Raw genomic sequence first — 22,941 nt, 5'->3', positions numbered from 1 at the left:
ATAATGAAATTATTGGGTAGTGTAATATGTATTGTAAATAAATAATGGCATGGGTGTAGTTAAATAAAATGTATTGTGGTTACGTGTTTGTGCAACATATTTAGTTGTCCTATTAAGTAATAGGTATAGTTGTTATGTCGATTATTATTATTTGATTGCAAATCGTGTAACTTTGTTGTTATATAATGTGATACACTTTAAAATGAGTATGAATAATTTTTAATAAACAAAAATAGATGATGAATAAGTTTTTAATAGCTCCGTCTATATTGTCTGCAGATTTTGCGAAATTAGGGGAGGAGGTGTTGTGTGTCATATCTGCAGGAGCAGATATGTTGCATTTTGATGTGATGGATAATCATTATGTTCCTAATTTAAGCATTGGTCCTATGGTGTTAAAATCATTACGGAATTATGGTGTTACTGTTCCTGTTGATGTACATTTAATGATAAAACCTATAGATGGATTGATATCAGATTTTGTTGATGCTGGAGCACATTGTATTAGTTTTCATCCAGAAGCGACAGAGAATATTGACCGATCGATACAGTTAATTAGAAAACATGGATGTGGTGTGGGGTTAGTATTGAATCCTGGCACAACTCTTGAGTGTTTAAAATACGTGATTAATAAGGTTGATGTAATCACATTGATGTCAGTGAATCCAGGATTTGGGGGGCAAGTATTTTTACCTGAAACTTTAAATAAAATACGTCAGACGAGAAAATTAATAAATGCTATTGATGATACTATTAGTTTAGCAGTTGATGGAGGTATTAATTTTGGGAATTTTAATGCAGTTCGTGAATCTGGAGCTAATATTTTTATTATAGGGTCTGCAATTTTTAATTCTACAAATTATCATGATGTTATATGTAGATTTCGATCGATGTTACCACAATATTAATAAGCATTAGTATTTTTGATTTATTTATATATTAATATCTTGCTTAAATTATCGAAGAAAATTGATTGATGAGTTAGTTTATGTTTATTAAATTTTGTATATCACCTAAAATAATTTAGGTAGAAGTATATATACGTATATAGAGATTAGTAAGTTTTGAGTTAATAAGCTTAAAAGAAGGAATAGAAGTTTTTATGTTGATAAATTTTAGAATTATATGTTAATGATGATTAACATTATTTCAACATAATTAGAATATTATATTTTGTTAGGTTTGTTTTATATGGATAAATTGCTTGTTTTTAGTGGCACACAACCATCAGGTAAACTTACAATAGGTAATTATATTGGAGCCATACGTCATTGGATTGTAATGCAAAAATATTATGAATGTATGTATTGTATTGCTGATTTACATTTAATTTCAACGGTAAGCAGCTCTAATGTTTATGCTTTTCGTAAAATGTCTTTAGATACATTGGCATTATATTTAGCATGTGGTGTAGATCCTAATGTTAGTACAATATTCATGCAATCTCATGTTCCTGAGCATACTCAATTGAATTGGTTATTGAATTGTTGTGCATATTATGGAGAATTAAGTCGTATGACTCAATTCAAAGAGAAATCTAAATTCAAACAAGATAGTGTGAATGTTGGGTTATTTAATTATCCAATTTTGATGGCTGCTGATATTTTATTATATCAAACTAATTTTGTGCCTGTTGGCGATGATCAGAAACAACATTTGGAATTTACTTGCAATATTGCTCGCAGGTTTAATAATAAATTTGGAACGGTTTTTACTATTCCTAAGATATTAGTACCAGATTTTGGATCTCGTATTATGTCTTTATTAAATCCATTAAAGAAAATGTCTAAATCAGATCAAGATTCTAATAATTATATTTCTTTGTTAGATGATGCGACTCTTATATCTAAAAAAGTTAAACGTGCTATTACTGATTCTGATCAACCTCCAGCAATTTACTATGATCCTGTAGAAAAACCAGGGGTTTCTAATTTATTGGCTATTCTATCAGGAATAGGAGGAGAATCTATAAGTAATTTAGAGTTGATTTTTAAAAATAAAACGTATTCTTGTTTAAAAAGCAATTTAATTCAATCATTATCTACAGTACTTAAACAAATACAAAATCGTTATTTTAATGAACGCTCTAATGAAAATAAGTTAAATAATATATTGTGCGTAGGAGCAAAAAAAGCACGTCAAAAAGCTAATTTAACTTTAAAGAAGGTATATCAATTAATAGGTTTATGATGTGATGTATTGTGCATGTATGATCTATAGTTATTGATTGCATGTATACTTAATATAAGTAAGTATATGAAAATCGGCATTATATGCATTATTAATGTTTTTAATGTTGTGTAAGAATAATATAGATACATAATCATGGATGTGGTAGGAATAATCGAAATAATGTAGTTTAAAGAAGTTAATTGATTTATAGAGTAAGTATTTGATGAATAAGATTTTAATAATAGATAATTATGATTCTTTTACTTGGAATTTATATCAATATTTTAGAGAAATGGGTGGAATGGTAGAAGTTCGCAGACATGACAGTATTAGTGTTTTGGATTTAGATCATTTAACTCCGGATCGGTTGGTGATTTCTCCTGGACCAGGTACTCCAGGCAATTCAGGTATTTCTTTACAAGCCCTCAGTTATTTTTGTAATAGAATTCCAATTTTTGGAGTTTGTTTAGGACATCAAGTTATTGCTCAATTTTTTGGTGCCAAGTTAAAATGTGCTCAATCGATAATGCACGGAAAATCTTCTATTATTTCACATAATAATAAAGGAGTGTTTTGTGGATTGATGCAATCTTTGCGTGTGATTAGGTATCATTCTTTAGTAGTTGATTTAAATAGTGTTCCTGTAAGTTTAGAGATAACGGCTTGGAGTACATGTAGTAGTAGTCAAGGTAGGGAAATAATGGGGATTCGGCATCGTAGTTTGTTGATAGAAGGAGTTCAATTTCATCCTGAGAGTGTATTAACTGAACAAGGGTATGAGATGTTATTTAATTTTATGCTTTATTAAAATAAGTAAGATTATATATATTTTATTAATATAATATTATATATTTAGTATATAAATGTTGGAATTTTTCTGATGTGTTGGATGTTGTAGATTAATAATGATACATTATTAATCTACATAGGTAGAGGTAAGGAATGGTTATTTTGTTGTATAGGGGAGTATACAAAAATATTAATATTTTGTATTTAAATAATTAATGATGTATTTAATGGTAAGTAAGTATTTTAGTCTGTAAAAGTATATTTAGAATTTTTGATATAGTTTGTTATTTTTTGATAAAGATGATAAAGAGGAAAATAGATGAAACCATTGTTCATTAAGTTCATTTTATTTGTATCAATTATTTCGATTGTTTTAACTGGTATTATTTGTTAATTTTAATGTAAATTTTTATTTTTATAGATAGATGTGTACTATATGTTTTATTTATATTTTGAATTTATTTAATAATTTGGGGAAGTGTAAAGTATTGGGAATTTTATTTATAAGAAGATTATTTGTGTTAGTAAGAGTGTAAAATAAAACTTGATTTTGTAAAAATTATTTAGATGTATAAATAATATATATTTATCATTTAAATATTTGAATAAATATTCACAGGTGAGGTCTATGAGAATTTATTGATATATAGAATTGTATATTAATTTTTCTTGACTTTATAGTAATCTAGGACTAAATTAAAATGGAGTCGATGAGGTGTGAATATGATTTAAAATAGTGAGAGGGCACATTTAGTTAGGTATACTGCAAACATAGTAATAGTGCTAATTAATATTAGGGTTTTATGAATAAGATATGTGTAGAAATGATAGATGGTTACTATAAATCAACTCGTTCGTAGTGCACGTTCTATTAGAATATCAAAAAGCAATGTTCCTGCTTTGGGGGGGTGTCCTCAAAGAAGGGGGGTTTGTGTTCGTGTATATACTACGACTCCAAAAAAACCAAATTCAGCTCTTAGAAAGGTATGTAGAGCGAGGTTGCCCAATGGATTAGAGGTAACTTGTTATATAGGAGGAGAAGGTCATAATTTGCAAGAACATGCTTCTATTTTAATTAGAGGAGGTCGAGTTAAGGATTTGCCAGGGGTACGGTATCATGTTATTAGAGGTGCTTTAGACTGTGCTGGGGTTAAAGATAGGAAAAAAGGCAGATCCAAGTATGGAACAAAAAAGCCGAAATAATAATGCAATAAGAAGAGAATATACGTTTTATTTTTGTTTATTTTATTGTTAGGGGGATGTCGTTTGTCAAAGGGTTAATTAAATAGAGTTGGTACTGTGTTAATATTATAGGAATGGTATTTTATGTCTCGTCGTCGTATTGCTAAAAAACGGATGATTTTAACTGACTCAAAATTTCAATCAAGTCTTTTAGCAAAGTTTATTAATATCTTGATGTTGAATGGCAAGAAGTCTGTAGCTGAATTTATAGTATATTCCGCTTTGGATATTGTAAAACATAGATCAGGTAAGGATTGTATTGAATCATTTGAGAGAGCTTTAGATAATGTTCGTCCTGTGGTAGAGGTGAAATCAAGACGGGTAGGAGGATCAACATATCAAGTTCCAGTAGAAGTGAGGCTAGTGCGTAGAAATACTTTAGCAATGAGATGGATTATTGAATCGGCTAGAAAAAGACAAGACAAATCTATGGAAATTCGTTTAGCGAACGAATTATTAGATGCTTCAGAGGGTAAGGGAAATGCAGTAAAAAAACGAGAAGAGGTGCATCGTATAGCTGAATCTAATAAAGCATTTGCACATTATCGATGGTAATTTGCAGTAGTATACTTATTATATACCGTATAAGAGAAGTTTTTTGAGTATGTGTTGTATTTTTTTTATTGTGATAGTATTTTGGTTTTGATATGCTGAAGGATGTATTATTTTAGTGTGATGTCAGTTAGTATTTGAGATAAGATATATTTTTGAGGATAGAATGAATAATCGAATAACTCCAATTGAGTATTATCGTAATATTGGTATTAGTGCTCATATTGATGCTGGAAAAACCACTACTACTGAGAGGATTTTATTTTATACTGGTGTCAATCATAAGATTGGAGAAGTTCACACTGGATCTGCTACTATGGATTGGATGGAACAAGAACAAGAACGTGGAATTACTATTACTTCAGCAGCTACTACATGTTTTTGGTCTGGAATGTCAAACGAATTTCCTTTACATAGAATTAATATTATCGATACTCCTGGGCATGTTGATTTTACTGTTGAAGTAGAACGATCAATGCGTGTTTTAGATGGTGTTGTGATGGTGTATTGTGCTGTTGGAGGAGTTCAGCCTCAATCAGAAACTGTATGGCGTCAAGCTAATAAGTATAAAGTACCTAGAATAGCGTTTATAAATAAAATGGATCGTATGGGTGCTGATTATTTACGTGTAGTATCGGAATTACGAACTAAATTGTGCGCTAATCCTGTTCCTATACAATTAGCTTTAGGAGCAGAAGATCAATTTACTGGGATTATTGATTTAATAAAGATGAAATCAATTAAATGGAATGATACTGATCAAGGAGTTACTTTTGTTTATGAAGATGTTCCTAAACATTTGTTTGAACTAACAAATGTTTGGCGTAAGAATTTGATAGAATCTGCTGTTGAAGAGTCAGAAGAGTTATTAGATAAGTATTTATCTGGTTGTGGCACAATAACTGAAAGTGAAATAAAAGTAGCATTGCGAAGGAGAGTGTTAAAAAATGAAGTGTTGTTAGTCACTTGTGGTTCTGCTTTTAAGAATAAAGGTGTGCAATCGATGTTGGATGCTGTGGTAGAGTATTTACCATCTCCCACTGATATAAGATCAGTAAAGGGGGTTTTAAAAGATGGTTCTACTGTAGTAGAACGTTATTCTAGAGATGATGAACCGTTTTCAGCATTAGCATTTAAAGTATCTAATGACCCATTTGTGGGTAATTTAACTTTTTTCCGTGTTTATTCAGGAATAGTTAATTCTGGAGATAATATTTTTAATTCAGTTAAGGATAAAAGAGAAAGGTTTGGAAGAATTGTTCAAATGCATGCAAACAAAAGAGAAGAAATTAGAGTTGTATATGCAGGAGATATAGCTGCAGCTATTGGATTAAAAGATGTGTCTACCGGAGATACATTATGTGATGTAAATAATCCTATTATTTTGGAACGTATGGAGTTTCCAGAACCTGTAATCTCTGTAATGGTTGAAGCTAAAACTAAATTAGATCAGGAAAAGATGGGGACAGCTTTGAATCGTTTATCCCAAGAGGATCCATCGTTTCGAGTATGGATAGATCAGGATTCAGGACAAACTATTATTGCAGGTATGGGTGAGTTACATTTAGAAATTTTAGTAGAACGAATGAAAAGAGAATTTAATATAGAGGCTCATGTAGGAAGGCCTCAGGTTGCTTATAGAGAAACAATTCGTGCTGCAATACAGCAAGAAGGAAAGTTTATTCGTCAATCCGGGGGTAGAGGTCAGTTTGGCCATGTGTGGTTACGTATAGAACCTATTAATCCTAATATAATAGGAGGAGGAGACGCTATTTATAAATTTTCTAGTGAAATTGTAGGGGGGGTTATTCCTAAAGAATTTATACCGGCTATAGATAAGGGTGTGCAGGAACAAATAAGTAATGGTGTTTTAGCGGGTTACCCTATTGTAGGAGTTTGTGTGACTGTTTTTGACGGATCTTATCACGAAGTTGACTCTTCAGAAATAGCATTTAAAATAGCAGGATCTATGGCTTTTAAAGAGGGGTTTATGAAGGCTAATCCTGTTTTGTTAGAACCTATTATGAAGGTAGAAATTGAGACCCCAGAGGATTATGTAGGGGACGTTATTTCTGATTTAAATCGTCGAAGAGGGATGATAATTAATTTAGAGAGTGTTACTGTTATAGGTAGGATCATATGCGCTCATGTTCCATTATCTGAAATGTTTGGGTATGCTACTACGTTACGTTCTAAAACGCAAGGACGTGCTTCTCATTCTATGGAGTTTTTTAAATATAATGAGGTACCTTATAATGTAGCTCAATCAATTATAGAAACTCGTAGAATTAGATAGTGAGGATTATATTATATATTTAAATTAATTAGTGAATTAGTTATGTAGATATAATATTTTTGGTAAGATGGGTATTGTATAAATAAATAGAGATTAAGGAGTGTAGAGGTGTCCAAAGAAAAATTTCAACGTATCAAACCTCATATTAATGTAGGTACAATTGGCCATGTTGATCATGGTAAAACTACTTTAACTGCAGCTATAACAACTGTTTTAGCAAAAAAATATGGAGGGTGTGCTAGAGCTTTTGATCAAATAGATAATGCTCCTGAAGAAAAGGCTAGGGGTATTACTATTAATACGTCTCATGTTGAATATGATACTGGACTTCGACATTACGCTCATGTTGATTGTCCTGGTCATGCGGATTATGTAAAAAATATGATTACTGGAGCAGCACAAATGGATGGAGCTATTTTGGTTGTGGCTGCTACTGATGGCCCTATGCCTCAAACTCGTGAACACATATTATTAGCCCGTCAAGTAGGGGTACCACATATTGTGGTATTTTTAAATAAGTGTGATATGGTAGATGATATAGAATTGTTAGAATTGGTTGAGATGGAGGTTAGAGAATTATTGTCTAGGTATGATTTTCCTGGGGATAATGCATCAATTATTCAAGGATCAGCTTTAAAAGCATTAGAAGGTGAAGAGGTATGGACTAAGAAAATATTAGATTTAGCTAATGCTCTTGATAGTTATATTCCTGAACCTAAGAGATTAATAGATAAACCATTTTTATTACCAATAGAGGATGTTTTCTCAATTTCTGGAAGGGGAACAGTGGTAACTGGTCGTGTTGAAAGTGGAATTATTAAGGTGGGAGAAGAGGTAGAAATAGTAGGAATCAGAGATACCGTGAAAACTACGTGCACTGGAATAGAAATGTTTAGAAAGTTGTTAGATGAGGGTCGAGCAGGGGAAAATGTAGGGGTTCTTTTACGTGGAACTAAACGAGACGAAGTAGAAAGGGGGCAGGTATTATCTAAACCTGGTTGTATAAAACCTCATTCTCATTTTGAATCGGAAGTGTATATTTTAAACAAAGATGAAGGGGGAAGGCATACTCCTTTTTTTAAAGGATATAGGCCTCAATTTTATTTTCGTACTACTGATGTGACTGGAACTATTGAATTGCCTAAGGAAGTTGAAATGGTTATGCCTGGTGATAGTGTAAAGATGGTTGTAAATTTGATTGTTCCTATAGCTATGGGTGATGGATTGCGTTTTGCAATTAGAGAGGGAGGTCGTACTGTAGGAGCAGGAATAGTATCTAAAGTGATGGCTTAATTTTGTGTGGAGAGATGGAAGGTTTTTATTTATTTATGTGTATGTTTGTTGAAATATTTTGATGTACAGTAAGTCTATAGTAAGCTAGTTTTTGGATAGATATTTGATTAAATTGAGTATAGCAATAAAAATGAATATTCAGGGATTAAAGAAAAAAATAGAATTTATAGAAATAATTAAATGGATTGGGATTGTTTCTTTATTGTGTTTATCTTGTATTGCAAGTTATTTTTTTTATGATTACAATTTTTACATAAAAAAAATGATGGTATTTTTTTGTTTAGCGGTGGCAATTGGTATTTTTTTAATCACAAAGATAGGGAAGTTGTTAATTATATTTTTAAAAGAGTCTAGTATTGAATTACGGAAAGTGGTTTGGCCGACTTATCAGGATAGTTTAAATACTACTTTAATTGTTGTTGTAGTCACTGTAATTGTATCTTTAGTATTGTGGGGGTTAGATACTGTTTTATTACATGTGATATCATTTGGATTGAGGTTATAATGCATAATGTAATGGATAGTGTAAAGAAACGTTGGTATGTTGTTCAGGCTTTTTCTGGATTTGAAAATAGAGTTGTTCATTCGTTAAATGAATATATTAAATTAAAGAATATGGGTTCTATGTTTGGGGATATAATGGTTCCTACAGAGGAAGTGGTTGAAATGAGAGCTGGACAAAGGAGAAAAAGTGAACGGAAATTTTTTCCGGGGTATGTTCTTGTTCAAATGGTTATGAATGATGCTAGTTGGCATTTAGTTAGGAGTATTCCAAAGGTTATGGGGTTTGTAGGGGGGACTTGTGATAAACCAGCTCCTATTGGTGATAAAGAGATTGATAATATTATATATAGGTTGCAACAAATAGGAGATAAGCCTAGACCTAAAACCTTATTTGAACCTGGAGAGTTAATTCGTGTTAGTGATGGGCCTTTTTCAGATTTTAATGCAGTAGTAGAAGAAGTAGATTATGAAAAAAATAGATTAAAAGTGTCGGTTTCTATTTTTGGTCGTGCTACTCCTGTAGATTTAGATTTTTCTCAAGTGGAAAAATCTTGATTTGTTTTGAATATAAAAATTATGAATTTATTTATAACTGAATAAATACAGGGTTTTGTTCTGTTTTCTAAAGATGAGTTTTGATAATTATAAAAAAAGATTGTTAGATTTAGGTAAGTAGTATATTGTTATGATTTCAAAGAAAGTACAAGCATTTATTAAATTGCAGATTTTTGCTGGTTCAGCAAATCCCAGTCCTCCTATTGGTCCAGCATTAGGCCAACAAGGAGTAAATATTATTCAATTTTGCAAGGAATTTAATGCCAAGACAATTAAATTGGAGACTGATTTAATTGTTCCTGTAGTTGTTACTGTATATTCAGATCGTTCTTTTTCATTTATTGTAAAGACCCCTCCAACAGCTTTTTTATTAAAACGAGCTGTTGGTATGCAATCAAGTTCGGGAAATGCTAAGATTTTAAATCCTGGAAAAATATCACGTGCTCAAATAAATGATATTGCTAAAATTAAATTTGTTGATATGACTGGGGTAGATTTAGAAGCAGTATCTAAATCTATTATAGGAACAGCTAGATCTATGGGATTAGAAGTAGTGGAAGAGAATTTATGAAACAAATAGGAGATGGAATTAAAAGAACTTTATCTCGTCGTAATGGGACGAGAGTGCAGTATAGTATTGTAGATGGACTGAAATTGTTAAAAAATACTGTAAAAGCTAAGTTTATAGAAAGTGTAGAAGCCGCAATTAATTTAGGTATTGATGCGCGTAAATCTGATCAAAGTATACGTAGTAATGTTATATTGCCACATGGAATCGGAAAAAGTGTAAGGGTTGCTGTTTTTACTCAGGGAAAAGATAAGATTAAGTTAGCAAAAGATGCAGGGGCAGAATTAGTAGGATTAGAAGATTTATATGATAAAATTAAAGCAGATGGGTGTGTAGGTTTTGATGTAGTTCTTGCTTCTCCTGATGTGATGCATATAGTTAGTAAATTAGGATCAATTTTAGGGCCTAGGGGGTTAATGCCTAATCCTAAAATGGGCACTATATCTTCAGATATTCAGGAATCTATAAAGAATGTTAAATTAGGGCAAGTTCGGTATAAAAATGATAAAAATGGTATTGTTCATGCAATTTTTGGAAAAATTGATTTTAGTATTATAGATCTTAAAGAAAATTTAGAAACCTTAATTGCTTCTATACAACAAGTTAAGCCAGTTCAATTTAAGGGAACATATATCAAAAAAATATCTATTTCTACTACTATGGGTAAATCAGTAATTTTAGATAAAAATAGTTTTAGTATGGTGATATATTAGTTTTGTACAATTGTGATAATTGTTTTCTGTATTTTGTATTATTTGGCTGGTTGAGTTGTTTGTTTATAAGTAAATGATTTTTTATTTATAGGTGATAAAATGAATAATAAGTTGTACAATACACTTAATTTAGCATATATGTAGTAAATAAGGTAGTTGTTAGTTTAATTTTGAGTAGAAAAAATAAAAAATTAGGTATTAGCATGATAGGATAAGTAAGGTAAATATAACACATTGTATAGTGCATAATGAATTATTTAGTAATAGTATAGGTATTTTTTGATCAAGATGAGTAAAAGAAGGGAAATTTTTAATAATTGAAAATAGGTATAATACATGGTTTTAAGTATGAAAAAAAAAGAGGAAATTGTATATAGAATTAAAGAAAATTTTAAATCTGCTTTGTCTGTGGTAGTGGCATCTCTTCATGGAGTAACGGCCTGTATTATGAATGAATTAAGAAAAGAATCTCGGGATTTAGGGGTGTATATAAAAGTTGTTCCTAATTCCTTATTAAAGAAAGCTGTTGTCGATACATCTTTTGAATGTTTATCTAAGGTTTTTGTGGGGAGTAATGTTGTGGCTTTTTCTACTAAACATCCAAGAGATGCTGGTCATATTTTAGTAAAATTTTTTAAAGAGAGGGAATGTTTTAAAATAGCAGGAGCGGCTTTTGAAGGTAATTTTATAGGTTCAGAGCAGATTGATTTATTATCTAATTTACCTGATCATAAAGATTCTTTATTACGATTAATATTAATTTTAAGAAGAATTAGTATAGGAAATTTGATTAATATCTTAAAAAGATTATCTAGTCAAAAAAAATTAAAGTCATAATTAAATATCAGTATTAATCATATGTAAATATGATAAATAATACTTATTTACTATGTTTTTTTTATTTTTATTTTGTATTTTTATATTAGGAATATTTATGTCTCTTAAAAAAGAAGAAATTTTAGATGGTATTTCAGAAATGTCTGTTATGGATATAATGCAGTTAGTTTCTATGATAGAAAAGAAATTTGGGGTTGTTTCTGGTCCATTCATAACTAATAATGAAACTAAAATAACGGAATCATCACAACCAACAGAGCCAGAACAAACTGAGTTTACTGTGATTTTAAGTGTTGTTGGAAATAATAAAATTCCTGTTATTAAAATGGTACGTAGTATTACTGGATTGGGTTTGAAAGAATCTAAAGAATTAGTAGAATCTGCACCAGTAACATTAAAAGAATCAATGAGTAAAACTGATGCAGAAGATTTAAAGAAACAGTTAGAGGAAATTGGTGCAAAAATTGAAATTAAGTGATTGTATATTTGTTTTGAGGTATTTAATGTTTTAAATAAAACAGGTTACTTATAATTAAAATTTAATTAATTTTACATAAGAATAAAAAATTAATTTATGTTTTTTGTTATGTAAAAAAAGATTGTTGTATTTTAATTTAAATTAATTTTGTATTTTAATTTTTATAAGTAATTGTAATAGTAGTAACTTTTATTAATTGAGGAACATATGGTGTATTCTTATACCGAAAAAAAAAGGGTTCGTAAAGATTTTGGAAAAAGACCTAAAGTTTTAGATATTCCATATCTACTTTCTATTCAATTAGATTCTTTTGAAAAATTTATTAATAAAGATTTAAATGGTCAGTATGGATTAGATGCTGCATTTAAGTCTGTTTTTCCTATTAAGAGTTATAATGGTAATTCTGAATTACAGTACATTGATTATACATTGGGCGAACCTGTATTTGATGTAAAAGAATGTCAAGCTCGTGGAGTTACTTTTTCTGCTTCATTGCGAGTGCAGTTATGTTTAGTTGTTTATGAAAAAGATGGATCAGGGTCGTGTAACGTCATAGCAAAAAAAATTCAGGAACAAGAAGTGTATATGGGAGAAATCCCATTAATGACTAATAATGGTACTTTTATTATTAATGGAATCGAGCGCGTTGTTGTATCTCAATTACATAGAAGCCCAGGTGTATTTTTTGATAGTGACAAAGGTAAAACTCATTCATCTGGAAAGGTATTATATACTGCTCGTATTATTCCGTATAGAGGATCTTGGTTAGATTTTGAGTTTGATTTAAAAGATAATTTATTTGTTAGAATTGATCGTAGACGTAAATTACCAGTGACGGTGCTTTTAAAAGCATTAAGTTATACTAATGATCAGATTTTAAATATATTTTTTGATGTAGTAGTATATGAAGTTGTTGGAAATAGATGGTATATGCATTTAATACCTGATAGGTTGCGGGGTGAAACAGCATTGTTTGAAGTTAGAGTAAATGATACAGTATACGTAGACAAAGGACGTCGTATTACGACTCAGCATATTAATAAATTAAAATTTGATAATATTTCAAAAATTGAGATTCCTGTTGAGTATTTATTAGGTAAGGTGCTTATAAAAGATTATATTAATAGTAGTACTGGGGCATTAATAGTGTCTGCCAATACAGAAATTTCTTATGAAATATTGAACAACTTAATAAAATCGGGGTTTAATTTCATTGAAGTTTTATTTAGCAACGATTTAGATTGTGGAAATTATATTTCTGAAACTTTACGTATTGATACTACTATTACTCGATTTGATGCATTAGTAGAAATTTATCGAGTTATGCGTCCTGGTGAGCCTCCTACTAAAGATGCGGCTGAATATTTGTTTTCTAGTTTATTTTTTTCAGAAGAACGTTATGATTTGTCTAATGTTGGTCGGATGAAGTTTAATCGTTCATTACAACGTAACAGTATTGAAGGTTTGGGTGTTTTAACAAAGAAAGATATTGTTGATGTAATAAAAAAATTAATTGATATTAGAAATGGAAAAGGGGACGTGGATGATATTGATCATTTAGGAAATAGAAGAATACGATCTGTTGGAGAAATGGCAGAAAATCAATTTAGAATTGGGTTAGTACGGGTAGAACGAGCAGTAAAAGAAAGATTATCTTTAGGAGATGTACATATGTTATCACCTCAGGATTTAATTAATGCTAAGCCAATTTCTGCAGCAGTTAGAGAATTTTTTAATTCTAGTCAATTATCTCAATTTATGGATCAAAATAATCCATTATCTGAAATTACACATAAGCGACGTATTTCTGCATTAGGTCCTGGAGGATTAACTCGAGAACGAGCTGGATTTGAAGTACGTGATGTGCATCCTACCCATTACGGAAGAGTGTGTCCTATTGAAACTCCAGAAGGACCGAATATAGGTTTGATTAATTCTTTATCTGTGTATGCTAGAGCTAATGAATATGGTTTTTTAGAAACTCCTTATCGTAAAGTAAATAATGGAGTGGTTGGTAATAATATTCATTATTTATCTGCAATTGAAGAAGGTGATTTTATTATTGCTCAAGCAAATACTAATCTTAATTTTCAAGGTCAATTTATTGATGATTTTATTATTTGTCGTAATAAAGGAGAATCAGGATTATTTAGAAAAGATCAAATCGATTATATGGATGTTTCTACGCAACAAATAGTGTCAGTTGCTGCTTCGTTAATTCCTTTTCTTGAACATGATGATGCAAATAGAGCTTTGATGGGAGCAAATATGCAACGTCAAGCTGTTCCTTTGATTAGAAGTGAGAAACCTTTAGTTGGCACTGGTATGGAACGTGCTGTAGCGGTAGATTCTGGAGTCACTGTAGTAGCTAATCGTGGAGGTGTTGTAAAATATGTGGATTCATCTAGGATTATAATACATGTTAATTTAGGTGAATTAAATTCTGAAGAATCAGGCATTGATATTTATAGTTTAACAAAATATATTAGGTCTAATCAAAATACTTGCATTAATCAAAGACCTTGTGTTTCTTTAGGAGAAAGAGTTAGTATTGGAGATGTGATAGCGGATGGTCCATCTACTGATTTAGGAGAATTATCATTAGGGCAGAATATGCGTATAGCCTTCATGCCTTGGAACGGATATAATTTTGAAGATTCTATGTTAGTTTCAGAGAGGGTTGTGCAAGAAGACAGATTTACCAGTATACATATTCAAGAATTAATTTGTATATCTAGGGATACGAAATTAGGCTCTGAGGAGATTACAGCTGATATTCCTAATGTGGGGGAAACAGCTTTGTCTAAATTGGATGAGTCTGGTATTGTATATATAGGAGCAGAAGTGATAGGGGGAGAAATTTTAGTAGGCAAGATTACTCCTAAAGGAGAAACACAATTAACACCAGAAGAAAAGTTACTACGTGCTATTTTTGGAGAAAAAGCTTCTGATGTTAAAGATTCGTCTTTACGAGTTCCTAATGGAGTATGTGGTACGGTTATTGATGTACAGATATTTACTAGAGATGGAGTGAATAAAGATAAACGTGCTTTACAAATTGAATCAATGAAATTGAATCAAGTTAAAAAGGATTTAGAAGAAGAGTTTAAGATATTTGAGTCTGCTTTATTTGATCGTGTTTATGAGTTATTACTTAATAGCGGTGAAGTAGAGGAAGAACGATTATTAAAAATGGAACGTAGGTTTTGGTTAAAATTGGAATTGAATGATTTAGTAAATCGCAATCAATTGTTTCAGTTATATAATCAATATTTAGATTTGAAGAGTTTGTTTGAAAAAAAAATTGAGGCTCAGTATCAAAAAGTCACTCAAGGAGATGAATTAGCTCCAGGGATATTAAAAGTAGTCAAAGTATATTTAGCGGTAAAGCGTCATATACAACCTGGGGATAAAATGGCAGGGCGTCATGGCAATAAAGGGGTTATTTCTAAAATTAATCCTGTAGAAGATATGCCGTATGATGAATACGGAGTTCCGGTTGATATAGTATTAAATCCTCTTGGAGTTCCATCTAGGATGAATATTGGTCAAATTTTGGAAACTCATTTAGGAATGGCAGCAAAAGGTATAGGCGATAAAATTAATTATTTATTACAACAACATAAAGAAGTTTATCGACTAAGAGAATTTATTCAAAAGGCTTATGATTTAGGTAAAGGGTTGAGGCAGAATGTTAATCTTGATAATTTTTCAGATGTAGAGATTCTGGAATTAGCCAAAAATTTGAAGAAAGGTATGCCTATTGCTACTCCAGTTTTTGATGGCGCTACAGAACAAGAAATAAAAGATTTATTGAAATTATCTGGATTACCAGAATCTGGTCAGATTACGTTGTTTGATGGATGTACTGGAGAAGTATTTGAAAGACAAGTGACTGTAGGTTACATGTATATGCTAAAATTAAATCATTTAGTAGATGATAAAATGCATGCTCGTTCTACTGGGTCTTATAGTTTAGTAACTCAACAGCCATTAGGAGGAAAAGCTCAATTTGGAGGCCAACGTTTTGGAGAGATGGAAGTTTGGGCATTAGAAGCTTATGGGGCTTCATATACCTTACAGGAAATGTTAACAGTAAAATCAGATGATGTAAATGGTAGAACTAAAATGTATAAAAATATTATAGATGGTAATCATTCAATGGAACCGGGAATGCCCGAATCTTTTAATGTTTTGTTGAAAGAGATTCGTTCTTTGGCAATTAATATTGAGTTGGAAGAATAGATCTAAATGTATGTTGATATGCATCATATATTTATTGTATATTAAATAAATTATATATCTTACTGTAGTATATATACAGTAAGGATGGGGTGGTTTCGAGATAAGGGATCGTTTGTGAAAGATTTATTTGGTTTTTTCAATAAGATACATAATAGCAATAAAATAGAAGAATTTAATGCGATTAAGATTGAACTCGCTTCTCCAGACATGATTAGATCGTGGTCATTTGGAGAGGTGAAGAAACCAGAAACTATTAATTATAGAACCTTTAAGCCTGAACGGGATGGTTTGTTCTGTGCTCGTATTTTTGGTCCTATTAAAGATTATGAATGTTTGTGTGGTAAATATAAACGTTTAAAACATCGGGGAGTGATTTGTGAAAAATGTGGAGTAGAAGTGACTCAAAGTAAAGTTCGTCGAGAACGTATGGGTCATATAGAATTAGCATCACCCACTGCACATATTTGGTTTTTAAAATCACTACCTTCTCGTATAGGTTTATTATTAGATATGCCATTACGTGATATTGAACGTGTTTTATATTTTGAATCATATGTAGTCGTTGAAGGAGGAATGACTAGTCTTGAATGTCGTCAAGTTTTAACTGAAGAAGAATATTTGGATGCTTTAGAAGAATTTGGTGATGAATTTGAGGCTAAAATGGGGGCGGAAGCAATTCAAATTTTATTAAAAAATATAAATTTAAAAAATGAATGTGAATATTTAAGAGAATTATTAGCAGATAATAATTCAGAAACTAAGAGAAAAAAAATATCTAAACGGATAAAGTTAATTGAGTCATTTTTATATTCTGATAACAAACCAGAATGGATGGTATTGAGTGTATTACCAGTTCTTCCTCCTGATTTGAGACCATTAGTTCCATTGGATGGTGGACGTTTTGCTACTTCTGATTTGAATGATTTATATCGAAGAGTGATTAATCGTAATAATCGATTAAAACGTTTATTAGATTTATCTGCTCCAGAAATTATAGTGCGTAATGAAAAACGAATGTTACAGGAAGCAGTTGATGCCTTGTTAGATAATGGACGTAGAGGAAGAGCTATTACTGGGGCAAATAAACGGCCTTTAAAATCTTTGGCAGATATGATTAAAGGAAAGCAAGGTCGTTTTCGTCAAAATTTATTAGGTAAACGTGTTGATTATTCTGGAAGATCAGTGATTACTGTTGGTCCATATTTAAAATTGCATCAATGTGGATTACCTAAAAAAATGGCTTTAGAATTATTTAAACCGTTTATTTATGGACAATTGGAATCAAAAGGATTAGCTAGTACTATAAAATCTGCAAAAAAAATGGTAGATAGAGAAGAATCGGTAGTATGGGATATTCTTGAAGATGTAATTAGAGAGCATCCTATTATGTTAAACAGGGCTCCTACATTACATAGGTTAGGTATTCAAGCATTTGAACCAATTTTAATAGAAGGAAAGGCTATTCAATTACATCCATTAGTTTGCGCAGCTTATAATGCAGATTTTGATGGAGATCAGATGGCAGTACATGTGCCGTTGACCTTAGAGGCGCAATTAGAAGCTAGAGCTTTAATGATGTCTACTAATAATATTTTATCTCCGGCTAATGGTGAACCTATTATTGTTCCATCTCAAGATGTGGTGTTAGGTTTGTATTACATGACAAGAGAGCGTATTAATGCTAAAGGAGAAGGAATGGTGCTATCTAGTGAAAAAGAGGCAGAACGGTTATATAGTTTAGGAATAGCAGAATTACACGCTAAAATTAAAATTCGTATTACTGAATATGATTTACAAGAACATGGAATTTGGGTAAGTAAAACAAGTGTGGTTGATAGCACCATAGGACGATCTATTTTTTGGATGATAGTTCCAAAAGGTTTACCTTTTTCTTTAGTTAACCAGGTATTAGGGAAGAAATCTATATCTATTTTGTTAAATCATTGCTATCGAGTTTTAGGGTTAAAATCAACCGTAACTTTTGCTGATCAAATTATGTATACTGGATTTTTATATGCTGCTCGTTCTGGAGCGTCTGTAGGAATTGATGATATGATTATCCCTGTTAAGAAAGTTGATATAGTTGAAGCAGCAGAATCTGAAGTGTCAGAAATTCAAGACCAATTTCAAACAGGGTTAGTTACTGCTGGGGAACGGTATAATAAAGTGATTGATATTTGGGCTTCGGCTAATGAACAAGTGTCTAAAGCTATGATGGATAATTTGGCAACTGAAACCGTGATAAATAGTGATGGGATAAAAGAAACGCAAGCGTCTTTTAATAATATTTTTATGATGGCTGATTCTGGAGCAAGAGGGTCAGCAGCTCAAATTAGACAGCTTGCGGGAATGAGGGGATTAATGGCTAAGCCGGATGGTTCAATTATCGAAACTCCTATTACTGCGAACTTTCGAGAAGGATTAAATGTGTTACAGTATTTCATTTCTACACATGGGGCGAGAAAAGGGTTAGCTGATACGGCTTTAAAAACTGCAAATTCTGGTTATTTAACTCGTCGGTTGGTAGATGTTGCTCAAGATTTAGTAGTGACTCAGGATGATTGTAATACTTTTTCTGGAATTACTATGAGTTCTATAATTGAGGGAGGGGATGTAAAAGAATCTTTAAGAGAGCGTGTTTTAGGTAGGGTATTATTAGATAATGTATTTGAATCGAATGATAATAATAAAGTTTTAATTACCCGAAATACTTTATTAGATGAATTTTGGTGTGATGTCCTAGATCAACATTCTATTGATATAGTGAAAGTGCGGTCTGTTGTGACATGTGATGCCGATTTTGGAGTATGCGCAAGTTGTTATGGTCGAGATTTAGCAAGAGGACAATTAGTTAATAAAGGTGAAGCTATAGGGGTTATAGCTGCTCAGTCTATAGGAGAGCCAGGAACTCAGCTGACTATGCGTACCTTTCACATTGGTGGAGCGGCTTCTCGAGTAGCATCGGAATCGAGTATTCAAGTTAAACATAAAGGAACTATTAGATTAAAGCATGTTAAGTTTGTTTTAAATACTCAAGGTAAATTGATTATCACTTCCAGGCATGCTGAATTAAATGTTGTAGATAAGTTTGATAGAACTAAAGAAAGTTATAAGATTCCGTATGGATCTACGGTAATAAAACAAGATGGAGAGCTAGTAATTAGCGGAGAAGTAGTAGCTTATTGGGATCCTCATACTATGCCAGTAATTGCAGAGGTAAGTGGATTTGTTAAATTTATTGATATGTTAGATGGTCAAAGTGTTGTTAATCAAACTGATGAGCTTACTGGTTTGACTTCTATTGTAGTGTTAGATACATCTGAACGAGTAAGTAGTGCTAAAGATTTAAGACCTGCTATAAAAATAGTGGATATTAATGGGTATGATATTCTTATTACAGGAACAGATATTTCAGCGCAATATTTTTTACCTGGAAGAAGTGTAGTACAGTTAGTTGATGGATCCAGAATTATATCTGGAGATGTATTGGCTAGATTACCGCATGAAACTAGCGGAACTAGAGATATTACTGGTGGATTGCCTCGAGTTGCTGATCTTTTTGAAGCGCGTCGGCCAAAGGATTCGGCTATTTTAGCAGAAGTTAGTGGAGTAATTTCTTTTGGAAGGGAAACGAAAGGAAAACGTCGGTTAATGATTTCATCTGCAGATGGAGATGCTTATGAAGAAATGATTCCTAAATGGCGTCATCTGAATGTTTTTGAAGGAGAGTATGTTGATAGAGGGGATGTAATTTCTGATGGGCCAGAATCTCCTCATGATATTTTACGATTAAGAGGTATACATGCTGTTACAAGTTATATTGTGAATGAGGTTCAAGAAGTTTATCGGTTACAAGGAGTAAGAATTAACGATAAGCATATAGAAGTAATTATCAGGCAAATGTTGAGAAAGGCTATAGTTACTAATCCTGGTAATTCAGATTTTTTAACAGGAGAACAAGTAGAGTATTCACGTATTAAAATTGCTAATAGAAGATTAGAAGGAGAGGGGAAGATAAAGGTAGATTCTGTACGTATTTTGTTGGGGATTACTAAGGCATCTTTAGCTACAGAATCATTTATATCTGCTGCATCTTTTCAAGAAACAACTCGAGTATTAACAGAATCTTCTGTGGCAGGGAAAAGAGATGAATTAAGAGGATTAAAAGAAAATGTAATTGTTGGGCGTTTAATTCCAGCTGGAACTGGATATTCTTACCATCAAGAACGTATTTTAAAGAATTATGTTACTAAAAAATATACTGAGGATGGTAATATAACAAAGACAATTAAACCTGAAAGTATTTCAGTAACGGCAGATGAAGCATCAGCAAATCTGACTGAATTATTGAATGCAACAACTTAAATTTAGTTAGTCTGTGTGTAATAGGATGATTATTTTTATTTTTAAAAATATTGAAATAAATTAAAAATAAAGTATATACAGAAATGTAGAGGAAAATTTTAATTTGGGGGGATGTTAAAAAAAAATGAAACATTATAATTTATTTTAGATTAAAATGGAAGATTTATAGTATTTCAATATCAGCTTAAGTGAACCAGAGTATTTTTCATTTATGTAGTAGTGATTTAGTTGAAATCAGGCTGTATTGTAAAAAAAGGTAGATTTGAAATTATGAATACATATTTAGTGTCTAAAATGTCTGACATGAGTGAAAATCATAGCAATTTTATAATTGTTGGCAGTGTTTATTATTTCTTTATCTTTAATAGATCCTCCTGGTTGTATAATACCCCGGATTCCCATTTGGGCAGCTACGTGAATTCCATCTGTGAATGGAAAAAATGCGTCAGAAGCTAAAACAGACCCTTTTACATTTATAGAAGAATGCCTTGGTTGTAAATCAGTAGCTATCTTTACAGCAAATACTCTATTCATTTGACCTGTTCCGATCCCAGTTGTTTGATAATTTTTTCCACAAACTATGGCGTTAGATTTAACAAATTTCACTATTTTCCAGCAAAATAATAAATCTTGCATTTCTTGATCAGTGGGATGAGTAGTGGTAACTATTTCTAAATTTTGTAAATCGTTAATACAATTTTGATTGTAATCCTGTACTAATAATCCTCCTGAAATTTTTTTAAAATCTATATTGTTATTATTTGTAATATTAAGTGATGAAGTATTGGGATTTTGCCACATACCTGATTTTAGTACTCGTATGTTTTGTTTTTTAGATAGAATTTGAAGGCAGTTTTGATTAATATCTGGAGCGATAATTGCTTCTATAAAGTGTTGATTAATGATAGATTGAGCGGTTTTTTCATCTTTCAAAGGTTGATTAAAAGCAATAATTCCTCCGAATGCGGATATAGGATCAGCTTGATAAGCTTTATGATAAGCATCATTAATAGTATGAGCTGTTGCAACACCGCATGGATTTGTGTGTTTGACGATTACGCAAGTTGGTTGAGTAAATAGTTTTACGCACTCTAAAGCGGTATCTATGTCTGTAATATTATTATAGGATAATGGTTTTCCTTGAAGTTGTTTTGAAGTAATCACAGTACCAATCATTTTTTGTTGAGCATATTGTGCTTCTTGATATAACGCGGCGCGTTGATGTGGATTTTCTCCATATCTCATATTTTGTTTTTTTATGAATTTTAAATTCATACAATTCATAGTATTAGGGAATGGGGATTTATTTGAATAATGAATATATTTATGAGTGCTGTTGAGAACAGGTTGGTGGAGATATTTGTGTAGTGTATCGTTATTAAAATAATCTAGTATTGCTGAATCATATTGAGTAATATACCTAAATGCTTTTTTAGCTAAAATAAATCGGGTTTTTAAGCTAATTGAGCCATTGTATATAGCCATTTCGCTTAGAATATTGTTGTAATCGTTATGGTCTATTATCACAACTTTATTTTTATAATTTTTTACAGCTGCTCTTACCATATTAGGTCCTCCAATATCAATATGATTTAACATTTTATCTAAATCGTAATTATTATTTTTTTTTAGTATTTCATTCAATGGATAAAAGTTTACCACGATCATATCAATAGGTTTGATGTTATATTTATGCATGATAGTGTCATCTATTCCTTTTCTATTTAGAATACCAGCAGATATTTTGTGATGTAATGTTTTAACTCGTCCATTCATAAGTTCTGGTAATTTAGTATAGTTAGATACAGGATGTGTTGTAACTCCGGCATTTGATAACATATGAGCAGTACCTTCTGTAGATATTAAACATACTCCTTGTTTAAATAGAGCTCTTGAAAAATTTAATAATTCAGATTTATTAAATACACTAATAAGTGCTTGATGAATAGGTAATAACGATGACATAATTGTAATTTCCTGTATATTAGGTGTTAGTATGTATTTTGAGCTGTTAATTTCTACTAATTATTACTAGTGTAGTAAAATATTTGTGTTGTTAATTTTGTTCAGAAATATTCTACTATAGAATAGATGAATAAGTTAAATAAAAAATAATTTATTATTTTGTAATAAATTGTTAATTTTAGGTTTTGAAAAAAAATTAACAATTTTATATAAAATGTTGTTGACAGTGTTGTTGAAGTGTGTTACTAACTTATATTCTATATTATTAAATGAAATTTAATGTAATAGTTAGAGATTCGTATAGTTTAATATAGAAAGAAGATGAATAAAAAAGTTTTGTAGTAATATTTAATGGTTGTATTAGAAT

General features: G+C 31.1%; 16 protein-coding genes. 15 read left to right on the top strand and 1 reads right to left on the bottom strand.

Annotation, left to right across the window (positions count from 1 at the left end; all coding sequences use genetic code 11):
• The first annotated feature begins 239 nt into the window (after positions 1-239).
• The 15 genes from rpe (at position 240) to rpoC (ending at position 20,609) form a co-directional block, all read left to right on the top strand.
• Positions 240-908, top strand: coding sequence for a ribulose-phosphate 3-epimerase (gene rpe / locus BVAF_RS02835; RefSeq protein ID WP_044026140.1), 669 nt, complete (start codon positions 240-242; stop codon positions 906-908).
• 283 nt (positions 909-1,191) lie between these two features.
• Entirely contained in the window at positions 1,192-2,190 is a 999-nt protein-coding gene (gene trpS / locus BVAF_RS02830) for a tryptophan--tRNA ligase (RefSeq protein ID WP_013516874.1), read from the top strand.
• A gap of 205 nt (positions 2,191-2,395) precedes the next feature.
• Positions 2,396-2,980 (top strand): anthranilate synthase component II, encoded by a 585-nt coding sequence (locus BVAF_RS02825; protein WP_013516873.1) that lies wholly within the window; start codon positions 2,396-2,398, stop codon positions 2,978-2,980.
• Between the two features lie 812 nt (positions 2,981-3,792).
• The gene (rpsL, locus tag BVAF_RS02820; RefSeq protein ID WP_013516872.1) at positions 3,793-4,164 is read left to right on the top strand and encodes a 30S ribosomal protein S12; all 372 of its coding nucleotides are present in this window, start codon (positions 3,793-3,795) and stop codon (positions 4,162-4,164) included.
• Positions 4,165-4,287: 123 nt separating this feature from the next.
• On the top strand, positions 4,288-4,758 hold the full coding sequence (gene rpsG, locus BVAF_RS02815; protein WP_013516871.1) for a 30S ribosomal protein S7: 471 nt from the start codon (positions 4,288-4,290) through the stop codon (positions 4,756-4,758).
• A gap of 163 nt (positions 4,759-4,921) precedes the next feature.
• Positions 4,922-7,051, top strand: a complete 2,130-nt coding sequence (gene fusA, locus BVAF_RS02810) for an elongation factor G (protein ID WP_013516870.1) — start codon at positions 4,922-4,924, stop codon at positions 7,049-7,051.
• 108 nt (positions 7,052-7,159) lie between these two features.
• On the top strand, positions 7,160-8,344 hold the full coding sequence (gene tuf / locus BVAF_RS02805) for an elongation factor Tu (protein ID WP_013516869.1): 1,185 nt from the start codon (positions 7,160-7,162) through the stop codon (positions 8,342-8,344).
• Between the two features lie 130 nt (positions 8,345-8,474).
• Positions 8,475-8,849, top strand: a complete 375-nt coding sequence (secE, locus tag BVAF_RS02800) for a preprotein translocase subunit SecE (protein WP_013516868.1) — start codon at positions 8,475-8,477, stop codon at positions 8,847-8,849.
• Positions 8,850-8,860: 11 nt separating this feature from the next.
• On the top strand, positions 8,861-9,403 hold the full coding sequence (nusG, locus tag BVAF_RS02795; protein ID WP_013516867.1) for a transcription termination/antitermination protein NusG: 543 nt from the start codon (positions 8,861-8,863) through the stop codon (positions 9,401-9,403).
• Positions 9,404-9,536: 133 nt separating this feature from the next.
• Entirely contained in the window at positions 9,537-9,974 is a 438-nt protein-coding gene (gene rplK / locus BVAF_RS02790; protein WP_044026220.1) for a 50S ribosomal protein L11, read from the top strand.
• Positions 9,971-10,684: a 50S ribosomal protein L1 gene (rplA, locus tag BVAF_RS02785; RefSeq protein WP_013516865.1), complete on the top strand. Its 714-nt coding sequence runs from the start codon at positions 9,971-9,973 to the stop codon at positions 10,682-10,684. The genes rplK and rplA overlap by 4 nt, the downstream gene beginning before the upstream one ends.
• Before the next feature lie 348 nt (positions 10,685-11,032).
• Positions 11,033-11,521: a 50S ribosomal protein L10 gene (rplJ, locus tag BVAF_RS02780; RefSeq protein ID WP_236608343.1), complete on the top strand. Its 489-nt coding sequence runs from the start codon at positions 11,033-11,035 to the stop codon at positions 11,519-11,521.
• A 97-nt stretch (positions 11,522-11,618) separates the two neighbouring features.
• Positions 11,619-11,999 carry a 50S ribosomal protein L7/L12 gene (gene rplL, locus BVAF_RS02775; RefSeq protein ID WP_013516863.1) on the top strand — a complete coding sequence of 127 codons (381 nt, stop codon included), beginning with the start codon at positions 11,619-11,621 and terminating at the stop codon, positions 11,997-11,999.
• 207 nt (positions 12,000-12,206) lie between these two features.
• On the top strand, positions 12,207-16,244 hold the full coding sequence (gene rpoB / locus BVAF_RS02770) for a DNA-directed RNA polymerase subunit beta (protein ID WP_013516862.1): 4,038 nt from the start codon (positions 12,207-12,209) through the stop codon (positions 16,242-16,244).
• Between the two features lie 114 nt (positions 16,245-16,358).
• Entirely contained in the window at positions 16,359-20,609 is a 4,251-nt protein-coding gene (rpoC, locus tag BVAF_RS02765) for a DNA-directed RNA polymerase subunit beta' (protein ID WP_013516861.1), read from the top strand.
• A gap of 282 nt (positions 20,610-20,891) precedes the next feature.
• Here rpoC and purH read toward each other — a convergent pair whose 3' ends face one another.
• On the bottom strand, positions 20,892-22,574 hold the full coding sequence (purH, locus tag BVAF_RS02760) for a bifunctional phosphoribosylaminoimidazolecarboxamide formyltransferase/IMP cyclohydrolase (RefSeq protein WP_013516860.1): 1,683 nt from the start codon (positions 22,572-22,574) through the stop codon (positions 20,892-20,894).
• Between the last annotated feature and the right edge of the window lie 367 nt (positions 22,575-22,941).

The sequence above is a fragment of the Candidatus Blochmanniella vafra str. BVAF genome, assembly GCF_000185985.2.
Lineage (GTDB): Bacteria > Pseudomonadota > Gammaproteobacteria > Enterobacterales > Enterobacteriaceae > Blochmanniella > Blochmanniella vafra.
This window is presented reverse-complemented; position numbering and strand designations above follow the sequence as displayed.